Annotated in this window: 20 protein-coding genes; 9 read left to right on the top strand and 11 right to left on the bottom strand. The window is 34.7% G+C overall.

Features of this window, described 5'->3' with window-relative positions:
- Nucleotides 1–52 precede the first annotated feature (52 nt).
- The 6 genes from OA86_RS07270 (at nucleotide 53) to OA86_RS07245 (ending at nucleotide 5,153) form a co-directional block, all read left to right on the top strand.
- Nucleotides 53–1,549, top strand: a complete 1,497-nt coding sequence (locus tag OA86_RS07270; RefSeq protein WP_039351074.1) for a catalase — start codon at nucleotides 53–55, stop codon at nucleotides 1,547–1,549.
- 95 nt (nucleotides 1,550–1,644) lie between these two features.
- Entirely contained in the window at nucleotides 1,645–2,412 is a 768-nt protein-coding gene (locus OA86_RS07265; RefSeq protein WP_039351071.1) for an enoyl-CoA hydratase/isomerase family protein, read from the top strand.
- Between the two features lie 47 nt (nucleotides 2,413–2,459).
- Nucleotides 2,460–2,885, top strand: coding sequence for a deoxycytidylate deaminase (locus OA86_RS07260; RefSeq protein WP_074781404.1), 426 nt, complete (start codon nucleotides 2,460–2,462; stop codon nucleotides 2,883–2,885).
- A 32-nt stretch (nucleotides 2,886–2,917) separates the two neighbouring features.
- Nucleotides 2,918–3,826: a site-specific tyrosine recombinase XerD gene (gene xerD / locus OA86_RS07255; protein WP_039351283.1), complete on the top strand. Its 909-nt coding sequence runs from the start codon at nucleotides 2,918–2,920 to the stop codon at nucleotides 3,824–3,826.
- Nucleotides 3,823–4,335 carry an NUDIX domain-containing protein gene (locus OA86_RS07250; RefSeq protein ID WP_039351066.1) on the top strand — a complete coding sequence of 171 codons (513 nt, stop codon included), beginning with the start codon at nucleotides 3,823–3,825 and terminating at the stop codon, nucleotides 4,333–4,335. The genes xerD and OA86_RS07250 overlap by 4 nt, the downstream gene beginning before the upstream one ends.
- A gap of 278 nt (nucleotides 4,336–4,613) precedes the next feature.
- On the top strand, nucleotides 4,614–5,153 hold the full coding sequence (locus OA86_RS07245) for a GNAT family N-acetyltransferase (RefSeq protein ID WP_082017299.1): 540 nt from the start codon (nucleotides 4,614–4,616) through the stop codon (nucleotides 5,151–5,153).
- A 142-nt stretch (nucleotides 5,154–5,295) separates the two neighbouring features.
- Here OA86_RS07245 and OA86_RS07240 read toward each other — a convergent pair whose 3' ends face one another.
- The 9 genes from OA86_RS07240 to OA86_RS07200 all read right to left on the bottom strand — a co-directional run bounded on the left by OA86_RS07240 (nucleotide 5,296) and on the right by OA86_RS07200 (nucleotide 14,889).
- Nucleotides 5,296–5,514, bottom strand: coding sequence for a hypothetical protein (locus tag OA86_RS07240; protein WP_126340477.1), 219 nt, complete (start codon nucleotides 5,512–5,514; stop codon nucleotides 5,296–5,298).
- Nucleotides 5,515–5,598: 84 nt separating this feature from the next.
- Entirely contained in the window at nucleotides 5,599–6,072 is a 474-nt protein-coding gene (locus tag OA86_RS07235; protein WP_126340476.1) for a hypothetical protein, read from the bottom strand.
- Nucleotides 6,073–6,099: 27 nt separating this feature from the next.
- Nucleotides 6,100–6,891: an META domain-containing protein gene (locus OA86_RS07230; RefSeq protein ID WP_039351058.1), complete on the bottom strand. Its 792-nt coding sequence runs from the start codon at nucleotides 6,889–6,891 to the stop codon at nucleotides 6,100–6,102.
- On the bottom strand, nucleotides 6,888–7,319 hold the full coding sequence (locus tag OA86_RS07225; RefSeq protein WP_039351055.1) for an META domain-containing protein: 432 nt from the start codon (nucleotides 7,317–7,319) through the stop codon (nucleotides 6,888–6,890). Before OA86_RS07225 ends, OA86_RS07230 begins: the two co-directional genes overlap by 4 nt.
- Complete coding sequence (locus tag OA86_RS07220; RefSeq protein ID WP_052257441.1) at nucleotides 7,316–7,963, bottom strand: Pr6Pr family membrane protein; 648 nt, start codon at nucleotides 7,961–7,963, stop codon at nucleotides 7,316–7,318. Before OA86_RS07220 ends, OA86_RS07225 begins: the two co-directional genes overlap by 4 nt.
- Before the next feature lie 44 nt (nucleotides 7,964–8,007).
- Nucleotides 8,008–8,772, bottom strand: a complete 765-nt coding sequence (locus OA86_RS07215; protein WP_039351052.1) for a hypothetical protein — start codon at nucleotides 8,770–8,772, stop codon at nucleotides 8,008–8,010.
- A gap of 224 nt (nucleotides 8,773–8,996) precedes the next feature.
- Complete coding sequence (locus OA86_RS07210) at nucleotides 8,997–11,324, bottom strand: T9SS type A sorting domain-containing protein (protein WP_039351049.1); 2,328 nt, start codon at nucleotides 11,322–11,324, stop codon at nucleotides 8,997–8,999.
- Nucleotides 11,325–11,848: 524 nt separating this feature from the next.
- Nucleotides 11,849–13,141 (bottom strand): T9SS type A sorting domain-containing protein, encoded by a 1,293-nt coding sequence (locus OA86_RS07205; RefSeq protein ID WP_039351046.1) that lies wholly within the window; start codon nucleotides 13,139–13,141, stop codon nucleotides 11,849–11,851.
- 113 nt (nucleotides 13,142–13,254) lie between these two features.
- Nucleotides 13,255–14,889, bottom strand: coding sequence for a tetratricopeptide repeat protein (locus OA86_RS07200; protein WP_039351042.1), 1,635 nt, complete (start codon nucleotides 14,887–14,889; stop codon nucleotides 13,255–13,257).
- A 108-nt stretch (nucleotides 14,890–14,997) separates the two neighbouring features.
- Here OA86_RS07200 and OA86_RS07195 point away from each other — a divergent pair, with 108 nt between their 5' ends.
- Nucleotides 14,998–15,672 (top strand): RluA family pseudouridine synthase, encoded by a 675-nt coding sequence (locus OA86_RS07195; RefSeq protein ID WP_039351039.1) that lies wholly within the window; start codon nucleotides 14,998–15,000, stop codon nucleotides 15,670–15,672.
- Between the two features lie 43 nt (nucleotides 15,673–15,715).
- Here the strand turns inward: OA86_RS07195 and OA86_RS07190 are convergent, their stop codons facing one another.
- Entirely contained in the window at nucleotides 15,716–17,848 is a 2,133-nt protein-coding gene (locus OA86_RS07190; RefSeq protein ID WP_039351036.1) for an outer membrane beta-barrel protein, read from the bottom strand.
- A 124-nt stretch (nucleotides 17,849–17,972) separates the two neighbouring features.
- Entirely contained in the window at nucleotides 17,973–20,249 is a 2,277-nt protein-coding gene (locus tag OA86_RS07185; RefSeq protein WP_039351034.1) for an aconitate hydratase, read from the bottom strand.
- A gap of 142 nt (nucleotides 20,250–20,391) precedes the next feature.
- Here OA86_RS07185 and OA86_RS07180 point away from each other — a divergent pair, with 142 nt between their 5' ends.
- Together OA86_RS07180 and OA86_RS07175 are read left to right on the top strand one after the other, a co-directional pair.
- A complete protein-coding gene (locus tag OA86_RS07180) occupies nucleotides 20,392–20,682 on the top strand; it encodes a CD225/dispanin family protein (protein ID WP_052257431.1) in 291 nt (96 codons plus the stop codon).
- A complete protein-coding gene (locus OA86_RS07175; RefSeq protein ID WP_246008032.1) occupies nucleotides 20,682–21,062 on the top strand; it encodes a DUF2752 domain-containing protein in 381 nt (126 codons plus the stop codon). Before OA86_RS07180 ends, OA86_RS07175 begins: the two co-directional genes overlap by 1 nt.
- The last annotated feature ends 26 nt before the right edge of the window (nucleotides 21,063–21,088 follow it).

Raw genomic sequence — 21,088 nt, 5'->3', positions numbered from 1 at the left:
TACAGCGATTTCAGAATCGAAATTCTTAAATTTGTCTTTGAAATATACATCAATGGCTACTAAGAAACTCACTTCCGGTTCCGGAGCACCTTATTTTGAACATCAGGATTCTCAAACTGTTGGTCCAAGAGGTCCCGTTTTGTTACAGGATTTTATTTTACAGGAAAATTTAGCACATTTTGTGAGAGAGAGAATCCCGGAAAGAATCGTTCACGCAAAAGGCAGTGGCGCTTATGGGAAATTTACGGTGACTCATGATATTTCAAATTATACGAAAGCAAAATTGTTTTCGAAAGTTGGTAATGAGTGCAGAATGTTTGCAAGATTTTCTACAGTAGGCGGAGAAAAAGGTAGTGCAGATACAGAAAGAGATCCTCGAGGATTTGCTTTAAAGTTTTATACCGAAGACGGAAACTGGGATTTGGTCGGAAATAATACACCCGTTTTCTTTATTAAAGACGCCAAGAAATTTCCAGATTTTATACATACTCAAAAAAGAGTTCCAAAAACAAATCTGAAAAGCGCAACCATGAAGTGGGATTTTTGGAGTTTCAATCCAGAATCGCTTCATCAGGTTTTAATTTTGATGTCTGATCGCGGAACACCTTACGGTCACCGACACATGCACGGATTTGGTTCTCATACTTTCTCTATGATAAATGATGCAAACGAAAGAGTTTGGGTTAAATTTCATTTTAAATCACAGCAGGGAATCAAAAATTTTACAACGGAAGATGCGCAACAAATGAAAGGTGAAAATCCCGACTTCGCACAAGAAGATTTGGTCGATGCCATAGAAAACGGAGATTTTCCCAAATGGACGCTTTTTATTCAAGTAATGACCGAAGAACAGGCACAGGAATTCCGATGGAATCCTTTTGATGTGACAAAAGTTTGGTTTCATGACGAATTTCCTTTAATTGAAGTAGGAGAAATGGAACTGAACGAAATTCCGAACAATTTCTTCGCACACGTAGAACAATCTACATTTTCACCCAGCAATTTAGTTTCGGGTATCAGTTTTTCTCCTGATAAAATGTTACAGGGAAGACTATTTTCGTATCCAGATGCACACCGATATAGAGTTGGAGCCAATTCACATCTGTTGGAGGTAAATCGCTGTCCTTTCGGTTTTAATAGTTATCAAAGAGATGGCACAATGGCAGATTCATCAAATTATAAAGATGCGCCTAATTATTATCCCAATAGTTTTGATGGAATAGAACCTGATTCTGACTACAAAAATTTAGAATACGATTTAGACAGCACAAGTGTCGCTCATTTTAACCGCAATGAAAATGATGATGATCATTATACCCAACCGGGTTTACTTTATACCAAAGCGATGACCAAAGAAGCTCGCGAGCATTTGGTGAAAAATATTATCGACTCCATGAATGATATTTCAGGTCCGAAAAAAGATGAAATTATCAACCGCCAACTTTGTCATTTCTTTCGTGCAAATATAGATTTGGGAATGAAGATCGCCTTAGGATTACAGGTAAATATTGATGCTGATATGATCACCCATTCCAAAAGCAATGATTAAAAAATGTCAAAATTATTATTTAGGGTGTTAACACGCCCTTTTCTTTAGAAAAATTTCTTAATTTGCACCTTATTAATAACAATTCTACAACATAAATGAATTACGATAATATCATTCTCGAGATTGAAGATAAAACGGCTGTCATTACGATTAATCGGCCTGAAAGTTTGAACGCCTTAAATTCTAAAACAATTCAGGAATTAAGCACCGCTTTCGGAGAATTAGATCAAAATAAAGAAATCAGAGTCATTATCTTAACTGGAAGTGGCGAGAAATCTTTTGTTGCAGGAGCTGATATCAAAGAATTCTCAGATTTTGGAGCCAAAGCTGCAGAAGAATTATCCAGAAACGGACAAAAGATTTTATTTGATAAAATAGAGAATCTTAGTAAACCAGTAATCGCTGCGGTAAACGGATTTTCTCTTGGTGGCGGTTTAGAATTAGCAATGGCATGCCATATTCGGTATGCTTCTGAAAACGCAAAATTGGGTCTTCCGGAAGTTACCTTAGGATTAATTCCTGGTTACGGCGGAACTCAAAGATTACCAAAATTGGTTGGAAAAGGTTTAGCAAACGAAATGATTTTCTCAGCAAAAATGATTTCAGCACAAAGAGCGAAAGAAATTGGTTTGGTCAATGAGGTTTTTAGTTTAGAAGAACTTTTGCCAAAAACAAAAGAATTGGCCACGACAATTTCCAGAAACTCACCCATGGGAATTTCAAAAGCAATTATCGCTGTAAACCAATCGGACAAAGAAACCGGTTTCGAAACCGAGATGAAAGCTTTTGGCGAATTGTTTGAAATGGATGATAAAAAAGAAGGCGTTCAGGCGTTTTTAGAAAAAAGAAAACCCTCTTTCTAAGTATAGAATTATTTAGATTTAATTATAGACTCATAAAAAAAATATTTTTGGAACCAACTAAATTTGATAAAGCGTATTTGAAAATGGCCATAGAATGGTCGAACTTATCGTATTGCAAAAGAAAAAAAGTTGGTGCCTTAATCGTAAAAGACCGCATGATCATTTCCGATGGTTACAACGGCACCCCTTCAGGATTCGAAAATTGCTGCGAAGATGACGCCGGAAAAACCCAGTGGTTTGTCTTACACGCAGAAGCCAACGCTATTTTGAAATTAGCCGGATCTACACAATCGGCCAAAGATGCGACATTATATCTCACTTTGTCGCCATGTAAAGAATGCAGCAAACTTATTTTACAGGCGGGAATTAAGAAATTAGTTTATGTAGATCATTATTCGGACAGCGAAGGAATTGAATTTCTAAAAAATCACGGAATTGAAATTTTACAAGTACCACATGATGACTTAAAATAACACACACAAACACAACACAAACACACACAATGATGACTTGGAATGAAAAAATTAGCGACTTTGAAAATTTCTTAAAATTTGAAAGAAATTTTTCCGACAACACACTGGATGCCTATTTAAGAGACATCAGAAAACTGAGAGACTATGCCGAATTTGAACTTGAAAATACCGGACCGTTTGAAATAACGTACGAAAATATTCAGGAATATCTTTTTCAGCTTTCAAAGAAAAAATTCAGTGAGCGATCACAGGCAAGATGGATTTCTTCCATTAAATCTTTTTTTAAATATTTGGTAGAAGACGAAGTTCGCGCCGATAATCCGACAACTCTTCTGGAGGGACCAAAACTTGGACTGTACCTTCCCGATACCTTAAGTTTTGAGGATGTTAACCGCATCATTAAGGTAATTAATACGGATACCGATCTGGGACGCAGAAATCATTGTATGATAGAAGTTCTGTACGGTTGCGGTTTGCGCGTCTCCGAATTGATCGATCTAAAGATTTCTAACATTAATTTTAAAGAATCTTATTTAAAGGTTGAAGGAAAAGGTGACAAATCTCGGTTCGTTCCGATGGCCACTTTCACCTCAACATTGATCAAAGATTATATTCGAGAGATCAGATCAAAGTACAAAATCAACAAAAGATGTGAGGATATACTATTTTTAAACAGCCGTGGTTCTGCGATGTCCCGCGTTATCGTCTTTATTATTATCAAAGAATTGACGGAAAAAGCGGGTATCAACAAGAAAATTTCTCCACACACTTTCAGACATTCTTTTGCCACGCATCTTTTACAGAATGGTGCAGATCTACGGTATATTCAGGAAATGTTGGGGCATTCCAGCATTACGACAACCGAAATTTATACGCATTTGAAAAACGAAGAATTGCGCGATGTGATCTTAAACTATCATCCAAGGAATAAAGTAGAATGAGCGATTTAAAATTCTGCCCAAAATGTGGACATGAAACCTTAATCTGGGATGGCGAAAAAAAATGGAGCTGTTCCAATTGCAATTATGTTTTGTTTCATAATGTTGCAGGAGCAGTGGCGGTTTTAATTAAATTTAAAGATGAAATTCTTTTTACCAAAAGAAATGAGGAACCGAAAAAAGGTAAATTAGATTTAGCGGGAGGATTTGTTGATCCTAAAGAAAGTGCAGAAGAAACCTGTGTTCGCGAGCTTTTTGAGGAGATGAAAATGAAAGTTGACATTTCTCGATTAAAGTATCTTGCCAGTTTACCGAATACTTACGAATACAAAAATATTCTTTACAACACGATTGATCTCTTTTATGAGTACGAAGTTGAAGAAAAGTTTGGGGTAGAAATAGAAATTTCGGAGATTTCTGAAACAGTTTGGCTTAAAAAAGATGCGATTAATTTAAAAGAAATTGCTTTTGATTCGCAAAGATCATTCTTGAAAAAATATTTAAATTTTTAACTGAAATCCTATTAATAAGACTTAGAATTACATGGAAAATTTTTAGTGAAAATTAACGCATAAATAAAGTAGCAGATTTTCACCTTCTACGTCAGTTCCTATCTTAAAGATTTTTGCTAATATCTCATTTTGATTATTTACCAATACCTTTTATAAAAAGTGCCCTCCAACTGAAATACCTAACTAATACTAAACCTTGCCGCACCATTAGAGATTTAATCATCTAAACATTGTAAAATGAAAACCTAAAAAAGATATTTCTGTTAACTTAATAAATTATGGTTACAACCGAAAATATTATCATAAAAATAGCAAACTCAAATGATTTAAAAGGAATCGCTAAACTTCAAGCTGAAAATCAAAAATCACAAGGAGGAACATTGTCAGGAGAATTGGATGTAAATGAAATTGAAGAAATGATGACAGATATGCCTCAAATTGTCGCTCTTGTAAATGATGAAATTGTAGGTTTTCTTTTGGCAACATCGCAAGCGGTTCATAAAAAAAGGAATGTTCCCATTGTTGATGCTATGTTAACATCGTACGCAGGGAATATGGATTCATACATTTATGGTCCCGTTTGTGTCAGTAAAACACAACGGGGTAAAGGTTTAGCGCAACTTATGTTTCAAGAACTTTTGCTTCAAGAACCAAATCGGGAAGGAATTCTCTTCATTCAAAATGACAATAAAGCTTCGTTAAGAGCTCACGAAAAAATGGGGATTAAAAAAGTAGGCAATTTTAACTTTAATCATAAAGACTTTAATGTATACGCATATCTTTTTTCATCGAGTAAACGTAAAAAAGCTAGCACCTAATGTAGCATTTCTAAAAGTGAAATGAATTTTTTATCGAGGTTTTTAGCCTTCAAATTTAGTTTATGACAGTATTAAGTTTTGCATATGATGCTCGCCAACAGAAATAAAAAACCGTTATTATTGATGACCATTGGCATCAACTTCATCCTCCAAAAATTGCTTTGCCGGATTTTTGAAGAACATATCCTTTCCAGGCGATTAATTTATATTCTCCGTTGCTCCAATTTCCCTCGGCGGTCTTTTTTAAAACTATCCCTTTGTCTTGAAAAGGCAAAAAGATTTCTGCTTCATTTCTTTTATCGTCAAATAAGACATAAGAAACATTTCCTTTAGTTAATGCACCATCTTTTAAAGGATTCAATTTAATGTTTAGAGTAGATAGTTCTAAACATGTTTGTTTTAAATTGGAAAAACTTTGTCCATTTTTAAACAAACAATCTGCTGCTCATTTTGCACAATCTACTTTTACCAAAGGTGTTGTAGAAGTATATTTAATCGTATTTACATCTTTAAATTTGGTTCCGGTGTCGTCTAAATCTCCGTAACCTTCGATCAGTTGATCATCTTTTAATTGATAAGCAATTTCTCTGGAACTTGATTTTCCTTCAGAATTAAAAGTGTAGGTCCCTATAAGTTTGTCCCCATTTAGTTTCCCTACGAAAGTCCCTTTGTTAGAATCTTTTCCGGAGTATGCCGTATTCAAATTTCCCGTTACCTCATCGGCAACTTTGGTAATTTCCATTTTCACATTATTTCCGTCTTTGTTGTATTCATAACAACCTAGCTCCAAAACTGCAGTCGAAGTTTCGGCTCTTACGGGGTTTTCTGTTGCAGTTTGTGTTGCAACTTCTGTTTTTTTATCATTCTTACATGCGATCATAGTAAGCACAAACAGTGATAAGATCATTAATTTTTTCATAATTATTGTTTTTTAAATTGTTTTTTATTAATCTATTTTTTTAAATATTAACATTAATCCTGAAGGATTAGAAAGCCAAAGTCGGTTATTTTCTATTTTGTAAGTTGTTGTACTTTTCATGGCTTTTAGAAAAGCATTTTCTTGGTTATTCGGGTCGCACATCATTTTTGTAGTTGTAATATCTGTAAATCGCAGTAAACCTTTTTCAAAAAAAAGTTGCCCATTCATTCTGTTGCAACCGGAAAATCCAGAAAATGAATTAGTTGCTGAATTTATTTCCATAGAAGGCAACTTGTTTTGGAAGTTCTTTAATTCCACTTTATTTCCATCAAGTGTTTCTAAAACCCAAATATCGTTTAACCGATAATCTGTAATATAATTGCCACAACCTTCAAGTTTACTCATTTTACTATCGCCATATTTTTGATATTCTACAGATACTGAATACGAAGAAACTTCCCCAGACATTGCATTGGTACATTTATTCTGAACGATCTGGATATTGATAATATCATTATTTGCAGTCTGTGTCCTATATAGTTTCACATTATGATCTGCCGCAATAATTGCTTCTACAGAAGGAGCTACAATAGACTCAGTAATTGTTTTCAATTTAATCTGTCCTTCAGAGATTTCCACATTCCAGAAAGGTTCATTTCCTGATCCTTTAAAGTAAATATTTTGAGAAGTATTTGCGGAAGTTTCAGAAGAATTTGATTCAGATATTCCTACATTTTCAGCAGGACTTTTTGTAATGACACTACAAGAAATACTGGAAACCATTACAATGAAGAAGCTGAAACTAGTTAATATTTTCATCGGGCGATTGCTCTTTTAAACCTCATCATGGGAACACCATTCATCATTAAATTTAACTTTCCATTGGCGTCAATACTGTACTTATTGATTTTTTTCATCGTATTTCGGAAAACCTGTTCTCCTTCGCCGCAAAACATCATAGTCGACATTCCCGGTTCGCCAAAAGAAATGGAATTTCCCGCCATTTTATAATCTGCAGAATATCCGTTACAACCACTGTTTCCAGAAACATTCATCGCCGCTGGATTAAAGGTGATTATCGGTTTTTTATCCGGATATAATCCTTCAAAAGCAATTCTTGGTCCTGTGATATACTCCAGTTCCCACGGAGTAGTAGCCAGTTGGTTTTTCACGGGCTTAATGGACGACATGCAGGAAACAAGTACAAATGTTACTGCAGCTACAAGTAAAAGACTAAACTTTTTCATAATTTTTTGGTTTTAAGGTTAATAATATAGTTGCCTATAAATTTAAGAATTAAGAATACAAAAATTGTAAAAATTAAAATAAATAAACTGTTAACTAAAACTTTCTCGACTCCAATTTGATCTCTGTTTATAAATGGATACGGATAATAATGGGAAAAATAGCCTCTTGTCATTACCAAAATTAGATAAACAACGGGATATAATAGCCATTTAAAAATGGATTTCATTTGCAGATTTTCTTTTTGAACGTTCAGCAACCAGTATCCCAACATAAAAAGAGGAATAAGAGTATGTAATAATTCATCCACGATCATTTGAAGTCCTGTTGGATGCCATGTTTTTCTTAAGATAAACTGATATACCAAACCAACGATGAGTATGAATGTAGTAACGGCAGTTAGCGAACCTTTAGAGCGAAATAAATTAAAGAAAAATCCTTTTAAATTATCAATCTTTGCAGTGAAAAACAATGCAACTAAAATATTTGTAAGGATGGTGAAAAAACTAAAAAAACGAATAATGGTTTCGGAAATATCAGCCTGCCTGTTTTGTATCATCAATATAAATTGCGAACCAACACTTATCCATCCCAGAAAAAATCCAGTGATTTCAAAGATTTTTTTTGCACTGACAGATTTGCTCATAGGAAACATCAAAAATTTAAACGAATACAATCTTTAAAAAAATATTAATATTGCCGCTTGTTTAATTTCGCCGTCATTGGTAATAAAACCGAATTTGAATTTTGCGTAAAGCTAATTTCATTAGAAGAATTGAAGAAAAGAGATCCTTCCGCAACCATATTTCCTCTTTGATCCAAAAACTTCACATACGCTCTAGTTCCTTCTACATTTCCCAGGACGGATAACACGCCGGAATTATTCTGACCGTATCCCGCATTATAATTAGCAGTTCCTGAAATTTTACCTAAATTTTCAGTCATTTCAATTGTAAAATTTGAACCGTTTGCATCACCTGTGGTTGAATATTTACCACTGAATTTTTTCGGGGCAGTTGGTGGCTGCGGGGAATTGTCTCCGAAAGATTTTTTTAGAACACTGGTTTTAGGCACACGCGAAGATCTTGTGGTTTGTTTAAAGATCATCATTTGGTTAGAATTAAAACTTAAAACACCGTCTGCTACTATATTTCCTCGCTGATCTCTAAACCTGATGAAAGCTTTGCCCAGAGCTGTATATCCATTTACAGAAAGTACGCCGGTACTAATTTGTCCATCGAATGTCTTGTAAGTGGCTACCCCTTCAATTTTTTTACCCGTATTGGTTAATTCAAAAGTTAGAATTCCTTTCTGGTTGATGTCGCCTTCACTGCTGTAATTTCCGGTAAATGTGTTCCTCACAGGTTGCGTGGAAGGTCGTTGCGCGATTACATTACTAAAACTTAAAAATGAAAGTAGAAATAACGTTTTTAGAAAAAGTGATTTATGAAGCATAATATTTAAAAATTATTGGTTAGGCAATTTAATTTCAATTCTGTTTATTTAATCCAATTTTTTTAACAAAACAAAAATTGAATAATCTTTGTTTTATTTTAACAAAAATAATGAAAATACTAATATTATATACGAAAACATGCGATATTCTTATTTTTTTGTAAAAACCATAAAATCAAAATAACCGTCTCGCTGAAACGATCATCTGATTTAAGATCTATTTTTTACTTTTTAATTATTTTTTTGATGATTGATGATTCATTTTCCGAATCAATCTTCACCATATAAACTCCCGGCGTCAATTTGGAAAGATTGATGCTTGTCTTATTCTGATCACTTGCAACCAATTGTCCAGCAACAGAATAAACAGAAACTTTGAATTGAGTTTTATCGGTTTTAAACTTAAAGTTTAGTACGTCCTGAACAGGATTTGGATAAATAAATATATCGTTTTTAACGTTGTTCGATTCTGTTCCTAATGTCGTAAAATTCAAAACATCTTTTATGATACCCAAAGAATAGGTGGCTAAATATACCTCTGCGGTTGTGTCATTTATAAATCTAGCAGTACCATCTATTATAATGCTGTTAAAATAATCAGATGTCGTTTTTTGGTTCCAGGTTGTTCCTCCGTTACTGGAATAAATTACTTGCGGTGGCGCATCAAAATAAGTATTGGTAAATGCTACGATCTGTCCATTTTGTTTTGTAGAAAAATCTACTTTAGTGATAAATCCACTATAAATTTTAGTCCATGTATTACCCGCATCTTGAGAAGAAAAAATCCCCAAATTGGTACTTAAAGCATATTGATTAACGTTCAATGGATTTCGGACCATGTCAAAAATATAATTGTTTCCTGCTAAATCTTGCAGACCTGCAGTAATTTCTGACCAGCTTGTTCCGCCATTTATAGTTTTAAATAGTCTATTTTCTACTGCTAACAAAATCTCATTTGAGTTATCAGGATTTATTTTTAAACCCGAAACAAGAGACCCGGAACCAGTAGGCAGCGAAATTTCGTCATTGATCGGGTTGTCTGGATCTGCGAAATTTGACCTAAATAAAGTTGCCGTTTCTCCATTTGTAGTAGAGAACCAAACAATGTTACTATTGGAGGGGTCGGTTTCTGCCACGGTAAAGCCAATGTCAAAAGTACTGTAAATGGAAAATGAGGTTGCACCGTAGTCATTGCTGACATTGATATTTCCACCACCGAATCCTGAAGCTTGAAAATAAGTTCTACCCGGAAGATTTTTGTCAAAGTAAGTGATCGGAATCTGAACATTGCCCGGAGTTTCATTGCGTGGCAAAACGGAGATCGGCGTGTCCGTATTATCTGATAAGTTTTTTTTGGAGTAGCCGTATTGAACACCATATAAAAGTTGATCTGTACCGCCGTCATTAATGACCGTTACTTTCCCCTGTGCATTAAAATAAGGATTTGCGACCGATACCAGTGTTACTCCTTTATCACTAGAAAACTTCGGAAAACTGTTGTTACCAAGAAAAACCTGATTGCTGTCAAATGGATTGAACGCAGCATTAAATCCATAAAAATAACTGTCGCCATCTACAGAACCATTTGCCATCGTCGTGGTCCAGGTTGCTCCAGCATTAACCGAGACTGCAACCCTTTCATCGCCTAAAACGATAATATGATTCGGATTATTCGGATTAATTTCAATATTGGGAACGTTTAATAATGCTCCTTGACCTGTTGACCAGGTAATTCCTGTTACTTCTGCCCAGGTTACTCCGCCATCTATAGATTTATACACTGCTTGATGCTGCTCTGGATTGATAAATCTTACACCAGTACCTACATAAATAATGTCAGAGTTCTGAGGATTAATTGCAATAGACTGAAGAATAAGCCCATTCAGTTTTTCGGTCCAGGTTGCACCGCGATCATTACTGATCAATAAACCTCCATCAATATTTCCTGGACCACCGTTTCTTACAACAAATAATTTCTGGTCATTTGTAGGATCCATCACTGCATCATTAATTTTAACATTTGCATCGTTTGCACCATCATAAACTTTAGTCCATGTTGCGCCGCCATTCGTTGTGTAGAAAAATTGATCACTATCACCGTTAGCAAACATTGTTGCTACATTAAATGTTCCGTCATCTTTTATATTGTAATTCGCGATACCTGAAATATTTAAATTCGGTGGTACACTATATTCTTTCAATGTGGTTCGGGATTGCAGATCAAGTACCACAACTTTATTAGCAGGACTACCAATTCCAAAGTACTGTATAAAACTTAATGCGGTATTATTTTTTGTAAGATGCATTTTGCTGATGGAAGGTGAATAGGCGGGATAAGGTAAAGTATAAAACACGCTCCAGGTTACCCCATTATCATTTGAAACCATTATATTTTTATCGATATATGTGGTTGCATACACCCTATTGGGTACATTTTGATCATAGACAAAATTTCGAAGTTGCCCATAGGTTGGATTTCCTACGAAGCTCACCTGTCCAAAAGCAAATTGCAGAAACAATAGAAAAATTAAAGTAAGTAATGTTTTTTTCATGATGTAAATTATATTGTTTGTTGCGTACAAATTTATTTCAATAATTTTCTCGGAAATAAAAATCTATCAGAAAAAGCAAGACTTTAACAGGAAAAAACGTGACATTTCTATAACAAACTGAAAATCAATTTTATATATATTATATCCAAGAGGTATTTTTTGATTTTTAAACTCAGCTTTTATTTTAAAATAGCTGTTTGCAATCAAAAAATAGCATTTAAATTCATTTAATGTATATTAAAATGAAACCCCAAAGAAAGTGATTGTGAGAAATGATCATCGAAAAGAAATCGACCCCTAAATTTCTGTTTTACATACATTCGATGTAATGTAAAAGAGTTTTTTTACAATTTTCACAGTAAAAACTAATATTTCCTTCGGAGCAGAACTTCTATTTATCGAATAATATCAGAGAAAGAACATTTCATAATCAATGACCGAATTTTATTCTTGCAAGTGATAGTAGAGAAAAAGGACATCCCAATAATGAGACATCCCTTTTCATATAAAAACACAAACGATAATTATTCTTTAATAAACTTGATATTTTGTTTTTTACCTTCAGCAACTACCTTTAAAATGTAGACTCCTTTGGATAAATAAGAAACATCAGCTTTTCCATTTACAATTTTCAAATCCTTCATTTTCTGCCCAGTTAAGCTGTATATTTCTACACTGTCAATTTTTCCACCAAATATCGTCAAGGATTCTTTTACTGGATTTGGTGCGATCGTAATTTGAGTTTTACTCCAATTTTGAGTTGCAAGAGTTGAAGTAAGATCAATCAAAAAGGCAACAGCTTGAAATGTACCGGTCTTTACGCCAGTACCAACTATTTTTTTCCCATCCTGCGAAATAGCAAGAGGCAAACTAAAAGTTAATCCCTCAGTACTTAATCCTAATGAAGTAACATAATCATTAAGGTTTATTCTTCCCGTCGCTTCTGTCCAGATATAACCTTCACCACCAAATGGAGGACCGTTAGGTCTGAAATATCCAACCACTGTTTTTCCATCTCCAGAAATTCCAGTTGCTGCTCCTTTAAAGAATGGACTTGCATTGGGATGGGTAATCTTTTGAAATCCTGTGGTTTCATTCCACACATATGGCAAACCTTGATTCCCACCAGCAATTATTTTTCCGTCGTCCGAAACTCCTACTGCTTCACCAACCAGATTATTGTCGTTATCTTTAATATATTGTACAATACCATTTACCCATTTTACTCCCGATCTGAATCCATCGGCCTGATCTTGCCATCCTACAATAATCTCTTTATTATTGCTTATCGCATTTGCACGTGAACTTCTGGTCGCTAATACTGCTCCCAAATCAACCATTCCGTTAGCAGCATCCCATTTCACTGCATGCGCCTTACCTGCATTGATCCAGCCGAGACCAACGATGATACTCCCGTCTCCAGACATCCCCCAACTTGAACTCAGATCAGTACCAGAACCAGTTGCTGCAATGCTGCCTAAATTTTGCCAGGTTTGGCTGCCAACATCATAAATTGACATTTCATTTAAACTGTTTACCGGATTTGTAAAGCTGCCGGCAATCTTTGAACCATCATTAGTGATGCATATATTACCCGAAAGCGAAGTCCCAACTGCTAATGTCCCAATATTGACTAAGCCGCTGGTTGTATCCCATTTATACATATCTTTCCCCTGCATTATAGAAACGACCGAATTATTAGACACACCACCCGGAAAATAAACGCCTTCTCCAATTTTATATACTTGCGCATCTACGGTGTGCATGCCAAGTAATAAAGAACCCGTTAAAAATAAAGAAAATACTGTTTTTTTCATTGTGATAAAATTTATTTGTTTGTTGAGAACAAATCTATTTTTATAATCGATCCTGAATGAAAAAAAGAATCAGAAATAATGCGACTTAGGCGGGAAAAAATGTGACATGATAATTATATACTGGATAAATAGTCATATAAATCTGCAGAACTTTCCAAATCTAGTTTAACTGCGATCCTCTCTTTTCGCTTTCGACACGCTTCAATAGTAATGTTAAAAATAGATGATATTTCTTTCACCGTTAAATTCATGTAAATATAACTGATAAACCGCAGATCATTTGAAGTGAGAAGAGGATGAGCATTTTTTAAATTTGTAACAAATTTGTTATTGACCTCTTCGAAATGACTTAAAAAATCATTCTTTTTATCCTCTCTGTTAAAAACCAGTATCAGTTGATCAAGTTTTCTGGAAAGAGACGGATTTGTAATAATTTCTGGGGTATTTTTTAACTTCAAAATAAATTGTTCTACTTTATCATTTCTTTGTGCCAGTTCAATAGCGTTTACCGCTAATTTTCTGTTTCTGCTTTCCAGATCATTTTTAATTTTTTCCTTTTCGAGAAGAGCAGTTGTTTCTTTTTCCTGACTTTGCTTTTCGATCAAAAGTTTATCTTTCTCCATGTTTTTCAATTCCAAAATGGCAATTTTTACATTTCTTTCGGCGATAGTCTTTTTTTGCTTATGTCGGTAGAAAAGAGTGATGAATAAGGAACTTAGTAAAACGAAAAGAGTTATACTAAAGGCAATTACATATTGTTTTAGTTTTTGCTCATTTTTTAATTTTTTTTCAGAATCCTGTAACTTTAATTTAATTTCGCTATTGTGATACATGGCTTGATTTCTCATTGCACTCAAGGAATCTTTAACAATTATGATAGAATCTTTATATTTTAATGCATCTTGCGCGTTGCCCAAACTAAAATAAACCTTTGAAAACTGATTATAAATATCTTTTAAAGTACCAAAACTCACATTTTCAGCTTTCGCAAGTCTCACGTAATCCAGTGCTTTAGTCGAATTTCCTTTTAAAACAGAAATCGTAGAAAGCATTACCAATGCGGAGACTCTTTGCTCATTAAATTCCTCTTTATTCGCTTTTTCTAAAACAGCTATTAAAATTTTTTGAGCCTCGTCGGCCTTATTTCTTTCAATGTCGTTTTTTGCTTCCACCAGATCAACATCAATATCGTATCGTGCATTAGGTTTTTTAAGGAGGAATTCGCGGGCGATCTTTATATAGGACAGTGCTTTTTCAAATTCACCTGTCATGTTATAAAGATCTGCAAGATTGCAGGCATACATTGCTACCACGGTAAATTTATTATTAGAATATGCAAGATCATAAGCTTTTTTTTGATGTTTTTCCGAATCTTTAAATTTTCCCTGTTGTAAATAAACCAGTGCAATATTATTAAGCACTGTCATTTCTTCATCATCTTTTAAATTTTTTACGGCAATAGAATAAGCTTTCAGGTAATAATCTAATGCCACGCTGTAATCAGACATTTGATAGTAATTGAGACCAGTGCAATTCACAGTGATAAATTGTTGCTTGTAAAATTGGTTTTGCTCCGCAATTTTCTGAGCTTTGGCAAATATTTCCAAAGAAGCTGTGAAGTTATTTTTGTATAATTCATCAATCCCTTTTTTTACAAGTGCATTGCACTGCTCAAGTGATTTTTCTCTCTGAGCAGGAATTGATGTAGGTAAAAGAATAAATAAAACAAGAAAAACAATATTTTTCATGAAAGAAAGATATATAAAATTTAAATATAACGCTTTCCCAGTTTTAAATATTCTTTATCAAAAACAATCCTCTTTTTACCTTAAATTTGCAGTTCGTAAATTTCAAACATGAAGGAACAAATCGTTTTCGAAGACAATCATCTTTTAGTGATCAATAAAAAAGCCGGACAACTCGTTCAGGGCGACAAAACTGGTGATTTGTCATTGCTTGATTTGCTAAAGAATTTCATTAAAGTAAGGGATCATAAACCCGGAAATGTTTTCCTTGGTTTGGTTCACCGCATCGATCGGCCAACTTCTGGATTGGTGATTTACGCGAAAACTTCAAAAGCACTTTCACGTTTAACACAAATGGTGAAAAATCGTGAAATTAAAAAAACTTATTGGGCAGTTGTTCCGAAAGTAGAAATTCCTCAGACTCAAAGGTTGGTTCATTATCTGCAGAAAAATGAAAAAAATAACAAGACCACCGTTTTCCCAAAAGTAACGGAAGGCGCGAAGGAAGCGATTCTTAATTACGAGATCATTAAAACTTTAGATAATTTTCAACTACTGGAAATAGATCTTGAAACGGGTCGTCATCACCAGATCCGTGCACAATTATCAAAAATTGGAGCTCCGATCAAAGGCGATTTAAAATATGGTGCAGCCCGCTCAAATCCTGATGGTGGAATTCATCTTCATGCCAGAAAACTAGAATTCCTTCATCCCGTAACGAATGAAAATGTGACCATTACCGCCGAAGTTCCTCAGAATGATCCCGTTTGGAAAGCGTGTGAATAATAAAGATAAAAAAAGGTTTCTAAAATTTAGAAACCTTTTTTTATTATTGAATTACTGGAATTGCATTAGAATCATCTTTTTTATCTTTATCCAACAAATTGGAATCTACTTTAGCGTTCTTATTTTTGGTTGGAATTTTAAAATTCACAGAAATACCAAACTTCCGCGTATCATTTTTACTTGATAAATAGACATTTGGAACACTTGAAATTGATTGAAGCGCAGTTTCCTGCGTATTGAAAATGTCATCTGCAAAAAGCGAAACATTTAATCTTTCATTCATGAATTTTTTGGAAATATTTAAATTAAGAGAATTGCTGAAAGGCTTATCTGCAATAAAATAATAGTAATTTCCTTTTGCAGTCAAATAGCTATAATTCGCTACGAACTTAATGTCTTTAGGTAAAATAATTTGTGCCATAAAATTGAAAACCCAAAAACCTTTTGCTGTGACATCGGGTAATTGATGCAATTGATAGGCAGAATAAATATATACAAAATTGAGTTTATCAGGATTCATATTAAATTTCATCAACTCTTTTAATGGCGTATTAAAAATGGCGAACGGAATCGGAAAACCAACATTAAAATTATGAATTTTCAATTCAGAAACATTGTCTTGCGAATTAACCACAACATCTCCTACTCTGCTGATTTTTTGCACCACCTGATTCTTGGCAACACTCACATTATATCCTATAAAAACATAATCGACCGCACTTAACTTGGCTTCGAAATTATCGAAAATTGTAGGCTGCAAATTGGGATTTCCTGAAGACTCAGAGTTCGGTCCAGCAAAAGTCGTATTGTTCGGATTTAAAACTGAAATACTCGGTAAAGAAATTTTCCTGTTATAATTTAAAGCAAAATAAACCTGTTTTGCAAAGTTATACTGCAAACTCGCATTCGGAAAAAATTTAAATTTCTTAAAATTAGTCAGATCTTCGTAACGATTTTTAGTGTAATTATAGGCGGTTCCTGAGATATCATAATCTTCTGCACGTGTTCCCAAAATGATGTCGATCTTTTTCAAAGTCGCTTGAAATTCCAGATAAGCCGCAGCATTTAATTTTTGATAATCTAAATTGATCTCATGAAAACTGGCGGTTTTATAATTTTGCTTTTCGTAAAGTCCACCAAAACTAACTTTTCCTTCATCCAAAATTTTCAGAGGTTGCGCATAATCAACTTTAAAATTTGAAACCTTCATCACCGATGAATTGTCCAAAACGTTCTGAGATTGTTGAGCGTCTTCTTGATTAAACTGCGAATCTGCTTGGGAATAAGAGGCTTTGAAATCTAATTTTTGCCCTTTGTTTGCAAATTTTTTCTGAAAAGTAACGACTGCTTCATTTCTATAATTCTCTGAATCTAAATAGGAATTTTGGGTGTAAGGATTTCCTTGAAAGATCCCGGAACTGAGATTATTGGTATCGCCGCCATTTTTATAAAAATCATAATTTAAAAGCAAACGGTCCATTCCTAAATCAATAGTTACAGCCGTTTTTGCAAAAATACCTCTATTAATTCGGTCAGAATTAATGAAGGCTAAATCGTCTTGATTAGAATTCATCATACTTTCCCTATAGTTTTGTCCGGCGTTAATTTGCCATCCAAAATATTTATTTCTGGCATTTAAATTAATAGAATTCCCGGTTCTACTGCGAAATTTATCGTCATTGGTGAAACTATAGTTTCCAGAATAAGTTGCAGTTAAATATTTTTGAGAATTTTTATTGGTAATGATATTCATAATTGCACCACCTGAAGTTGCGGGAAACTCTGCACCTGGTTGCGTGATGATCTCAATTCTCTCTACAGAATTTGCGGGCATTCCTTCTAAAAAAGAATTTAACTCGTTACTTGAAATATTAAGTGGTCGTCCGTCCATATAAACAGCCAGTTGTTTTCCTTGGTAAAGCATTCCTGCAACATCGGAAACAATCAGACCCGGCAACTTCTTCATTCCTTCCATCACGGTTCCTGAATTCAGGCTTGGTTGCTCGGAAAAATCAAAAATTGTACGATCGGCTTTTTGTTCGACAGCTTTTTTAATTTTGGTTATCACTACGCCTTCTATTTCTTTTTCTTTTGTTGTGGAATTTGGTTTTTCCTGTGAAAAATAAAGTTGAGAGAATAATAAAGCAATAATTGCAGAGGATAATTTTTTGGTCATAGATTAATTTCTGTTGTATTAGACAACAATATTTCAAAAAAGTTACACGACGCCACTTTTTTAAAACTGTAAATAAAAAACCGCCCAATTGATTGAGCGGTTTTAATCTTAATTTTAAAAAATCTTAAGCGTGTCTTGCTGCTTCCGCTGCGATCAAGTTTAGAGCAGAACCTGCTTTAAACCAATCGATTTGCTGAGCATTGTAAGTATGATTTGTCAAGATGACATCTTTCGCTCCGTCGGAATGAACCAATTCTAAATTTAATTGTCTTCCTGGTGCGAACTGATCTAAATCTAAGAAATTAACAGTGTCATCTTCTCTAAATTTGTCATAGTCTGCTTTATCATCGAATGTTAAACCAAGCATTCCTTGTTTCTTCAAATTCGTTTCGTGAATTCTCGCGAAAGATTTTACCAATACAGCTTTTACACCAAGATGTCTTGGTTCCATTGCTGCGTGTTCTCTCGATGAACCTTCACCGTAATTTTCATCGCCCACAACAATTGTTGGAATTCCAGCTGCTTTGTAAGCTCTCGCTACTGCAGGAACTTCACCGTATTCTCCTGTTAGAAGATTTTTCACGGTGTTTGTTTCCATGTTGTAAGAATTGATTGCACCGATCAACATGTTGTTGGAGATGTTATCTAAATGTCCACGGTATTTTAACCAAGGTCCTGCCATAGAAATATGGTCGGTTGTACATTTTCCGAAAGCTTTAATTAGAACTTTCATGCCCAAAATATTTTTTCCGTCCCAAGGTTGGAAAGGAGTCAACAACTGAAGTCGATCTGAAGTTGGACTCACATTTACCTGAACTGTAGAACCATCGTGAGACGGTGCTTGATAACCATTATCATCAACTGCGAAACCTTTTGGAGGCAATTCTAAACCTTGCGGTTCGTTCAATCTCACCTGTTCTCCCGCTTCGTTAGTCAAAGTATCTGTAATTGGATTGAAATCTAATCTACCGGAAATTGCAACTGCAGCAACCATTTCTGGTGAAGCGACAAAAGCGTGGGTGTTTGGATTTCCATCGGCTCTTTTCGCAAAGTTTCTGTTGAAGGAATGAATGATGGAGTTTTTCTCTCCTTTGTCAGAACCTTCTCTATCCCATTGTCCAATACAAGGTCCACAAGCATTTGTAAAAATTCTTGTTGTTGGAAATTTTCTGAATGAATCTAAGAAACCATCTCTTTCTGCAGTAAATTTAACCTGCTCAGAACCTGGGTTAATTCCTAAAATTGCTTTTGGTTTTACTCCTTTTGCAAAAGCATCTTCAACAATAGAAGCAGCTCTTGATAAATCTTCATAGGAAGAGTTGGTACAAGATCCGATCAATGCCCATTCAACTTCAATTGGCCATCCGTTTGCAACAGCTTTCTCATGAAATTCTGAAACCGGCGTTGCCAAATCTGGAGTAAAAGGTCCATTTAAATGTGGAGTAAGCTCATCTAAATTAATTTCAATGACCTGATCGAAATAAAGTTCTGGATTAGCGTAAACTTCGTCATCTCCGGTTAAATGGTCTGCGATTTTATCAGCTGCATCAACAACATCCTGTCTTCCAGTTGCCGATAGATATCTTCTCATAGAATCATCATATCCGAAAGTTGACGTCGTAGCTCCAACTTCAGCACCCATATTACAAATGGTTCCTTTTCCTGTAGCAGAAAGAGATTTTGCACCTTCACCGAAATATTCTACGATACAGCCCGTTCCACCTTTTACAGTAAGAATTCCAGCAACTTTCAAAATAATATCTTTCGCGGCAGTCCAGCCGTTTAATTTTCCTGTTAATTTAATACCGATCAATTTCGGCATTTTGAGTTCCCAAGCCATTCCTGCCATTACGTCAACTGCATCTGCACCACCAACACCGATGGCAACCATTCCTAAACCACCTGCATTCACGGTGTGAGAATCTGTTCCGATCATCATTCCGCCTGGAAAAGCATAATTTTCCAGAACAACCTGGTGAATAATTCCAGCTCCTGGTTTCCAGAAACCAATTCCATATTTGTCGCAAACAGAACTTAAGAAATTAAAAACTTCAGAGTTTTTATTAATACCTTCCTGAAGATCTGATTCTGCACCAACTCTTGCCTGAATCAGGTGATCAGCATGAGCGGTAGAAGGAACAGCAACTTTTGATTTTCCTGCTTGCATAAACTGCAAAAGAGCCATTTGCGCAGTCGCATCCTGCATTGCTACTCTATCTGGAGCGAAATCTACATAAGAACTCCCTCTTTCATAAGTTTGAGACGCAGCACCTTCCCAAAGATGGGTATAAAGAATTTTTTCTGATAAGGTAAGAGGTTTTCCTAATACTTCACGTGCTTTCGCAACTCTCTCAGGGTAAAGCTCATACACTTTTTTAATCATGTCAAGGTCAAAAGTCATATCTGTATATTTTTAATGAAAATTTAATGAACTCAAAATTACAAAATTTTTAAGTGTAAAATTGACTAAAGTGATTTAGAATTAAAATAAATATGATGTTCGTCATCTATTTTTAATTACATTTATCAAAAAATTAATTAAAATGACAAATCAAGATTTCAGCACAAATTCAAACGGGATACCTCCAAAAACATGGTTGGTAGAATCTATTTTGGTTACTATTTTCTGTTGTCAAATATTGGGAATTATCAGTATTATCTACTCAGCAGGCGTCGAATCAAAATTTTACAGAGGTGATATAGTAGGCGCAGAAAGTTCATCGCGAACTGCGAAAACACTGGTAATTGTAAGTGCTGCATTTGGTGTTTTAACGGTTATCGCAGTTGCTATTATGGCAGCGTTAGGAGTTTTTGCAGGATTTTATAACAGCTAGTGATCATTAATAAAAAAAATTATTCCGCATTGCTTTTTGTCGCCTTCATAGGATGCGGACTGATTTTTTATTACTTTTTCAATCCACAATCGAACAGCTTTCTCCTTAAATGTCCCTTTAAATTTTTCACAGGATATGATTGTCCGGGTTGTGGTGGTCAACGTGCGCTTCATGCTGCGCTCCACGGTGAGTTTAGACAGGCTTTTTCTTATAATCCGTTATTTATAATAGCGATTCCTTACGTTATTTTAGGGATATTATTTGAGTGGTTTGGTTTGAAATACTCCTATCCAAAAATTCGAAAAGTTTTATATGGTCAAACCGCTATCTATATTATTGCTATCATCATAATTAGCTTCTTTATTTTGAGAAATATTTAAAATGGTATTTTTGGTCAAAATTTTTT

Source organism: Kaistella jeonii (assembly GCF_000812865.1).
GTDB classification, from domain to species: Bacteria; Bacteroidota; Bacteroidia; order Flavobacteriales; family Weeksellaceae; genus Kaistella; species Kaistella jeonii.
The sequence above is the reverse complement of the archived record's forward strand: the minus strand, read 5'-3'. Positions and strand labels throughout refer to the sequence as shown.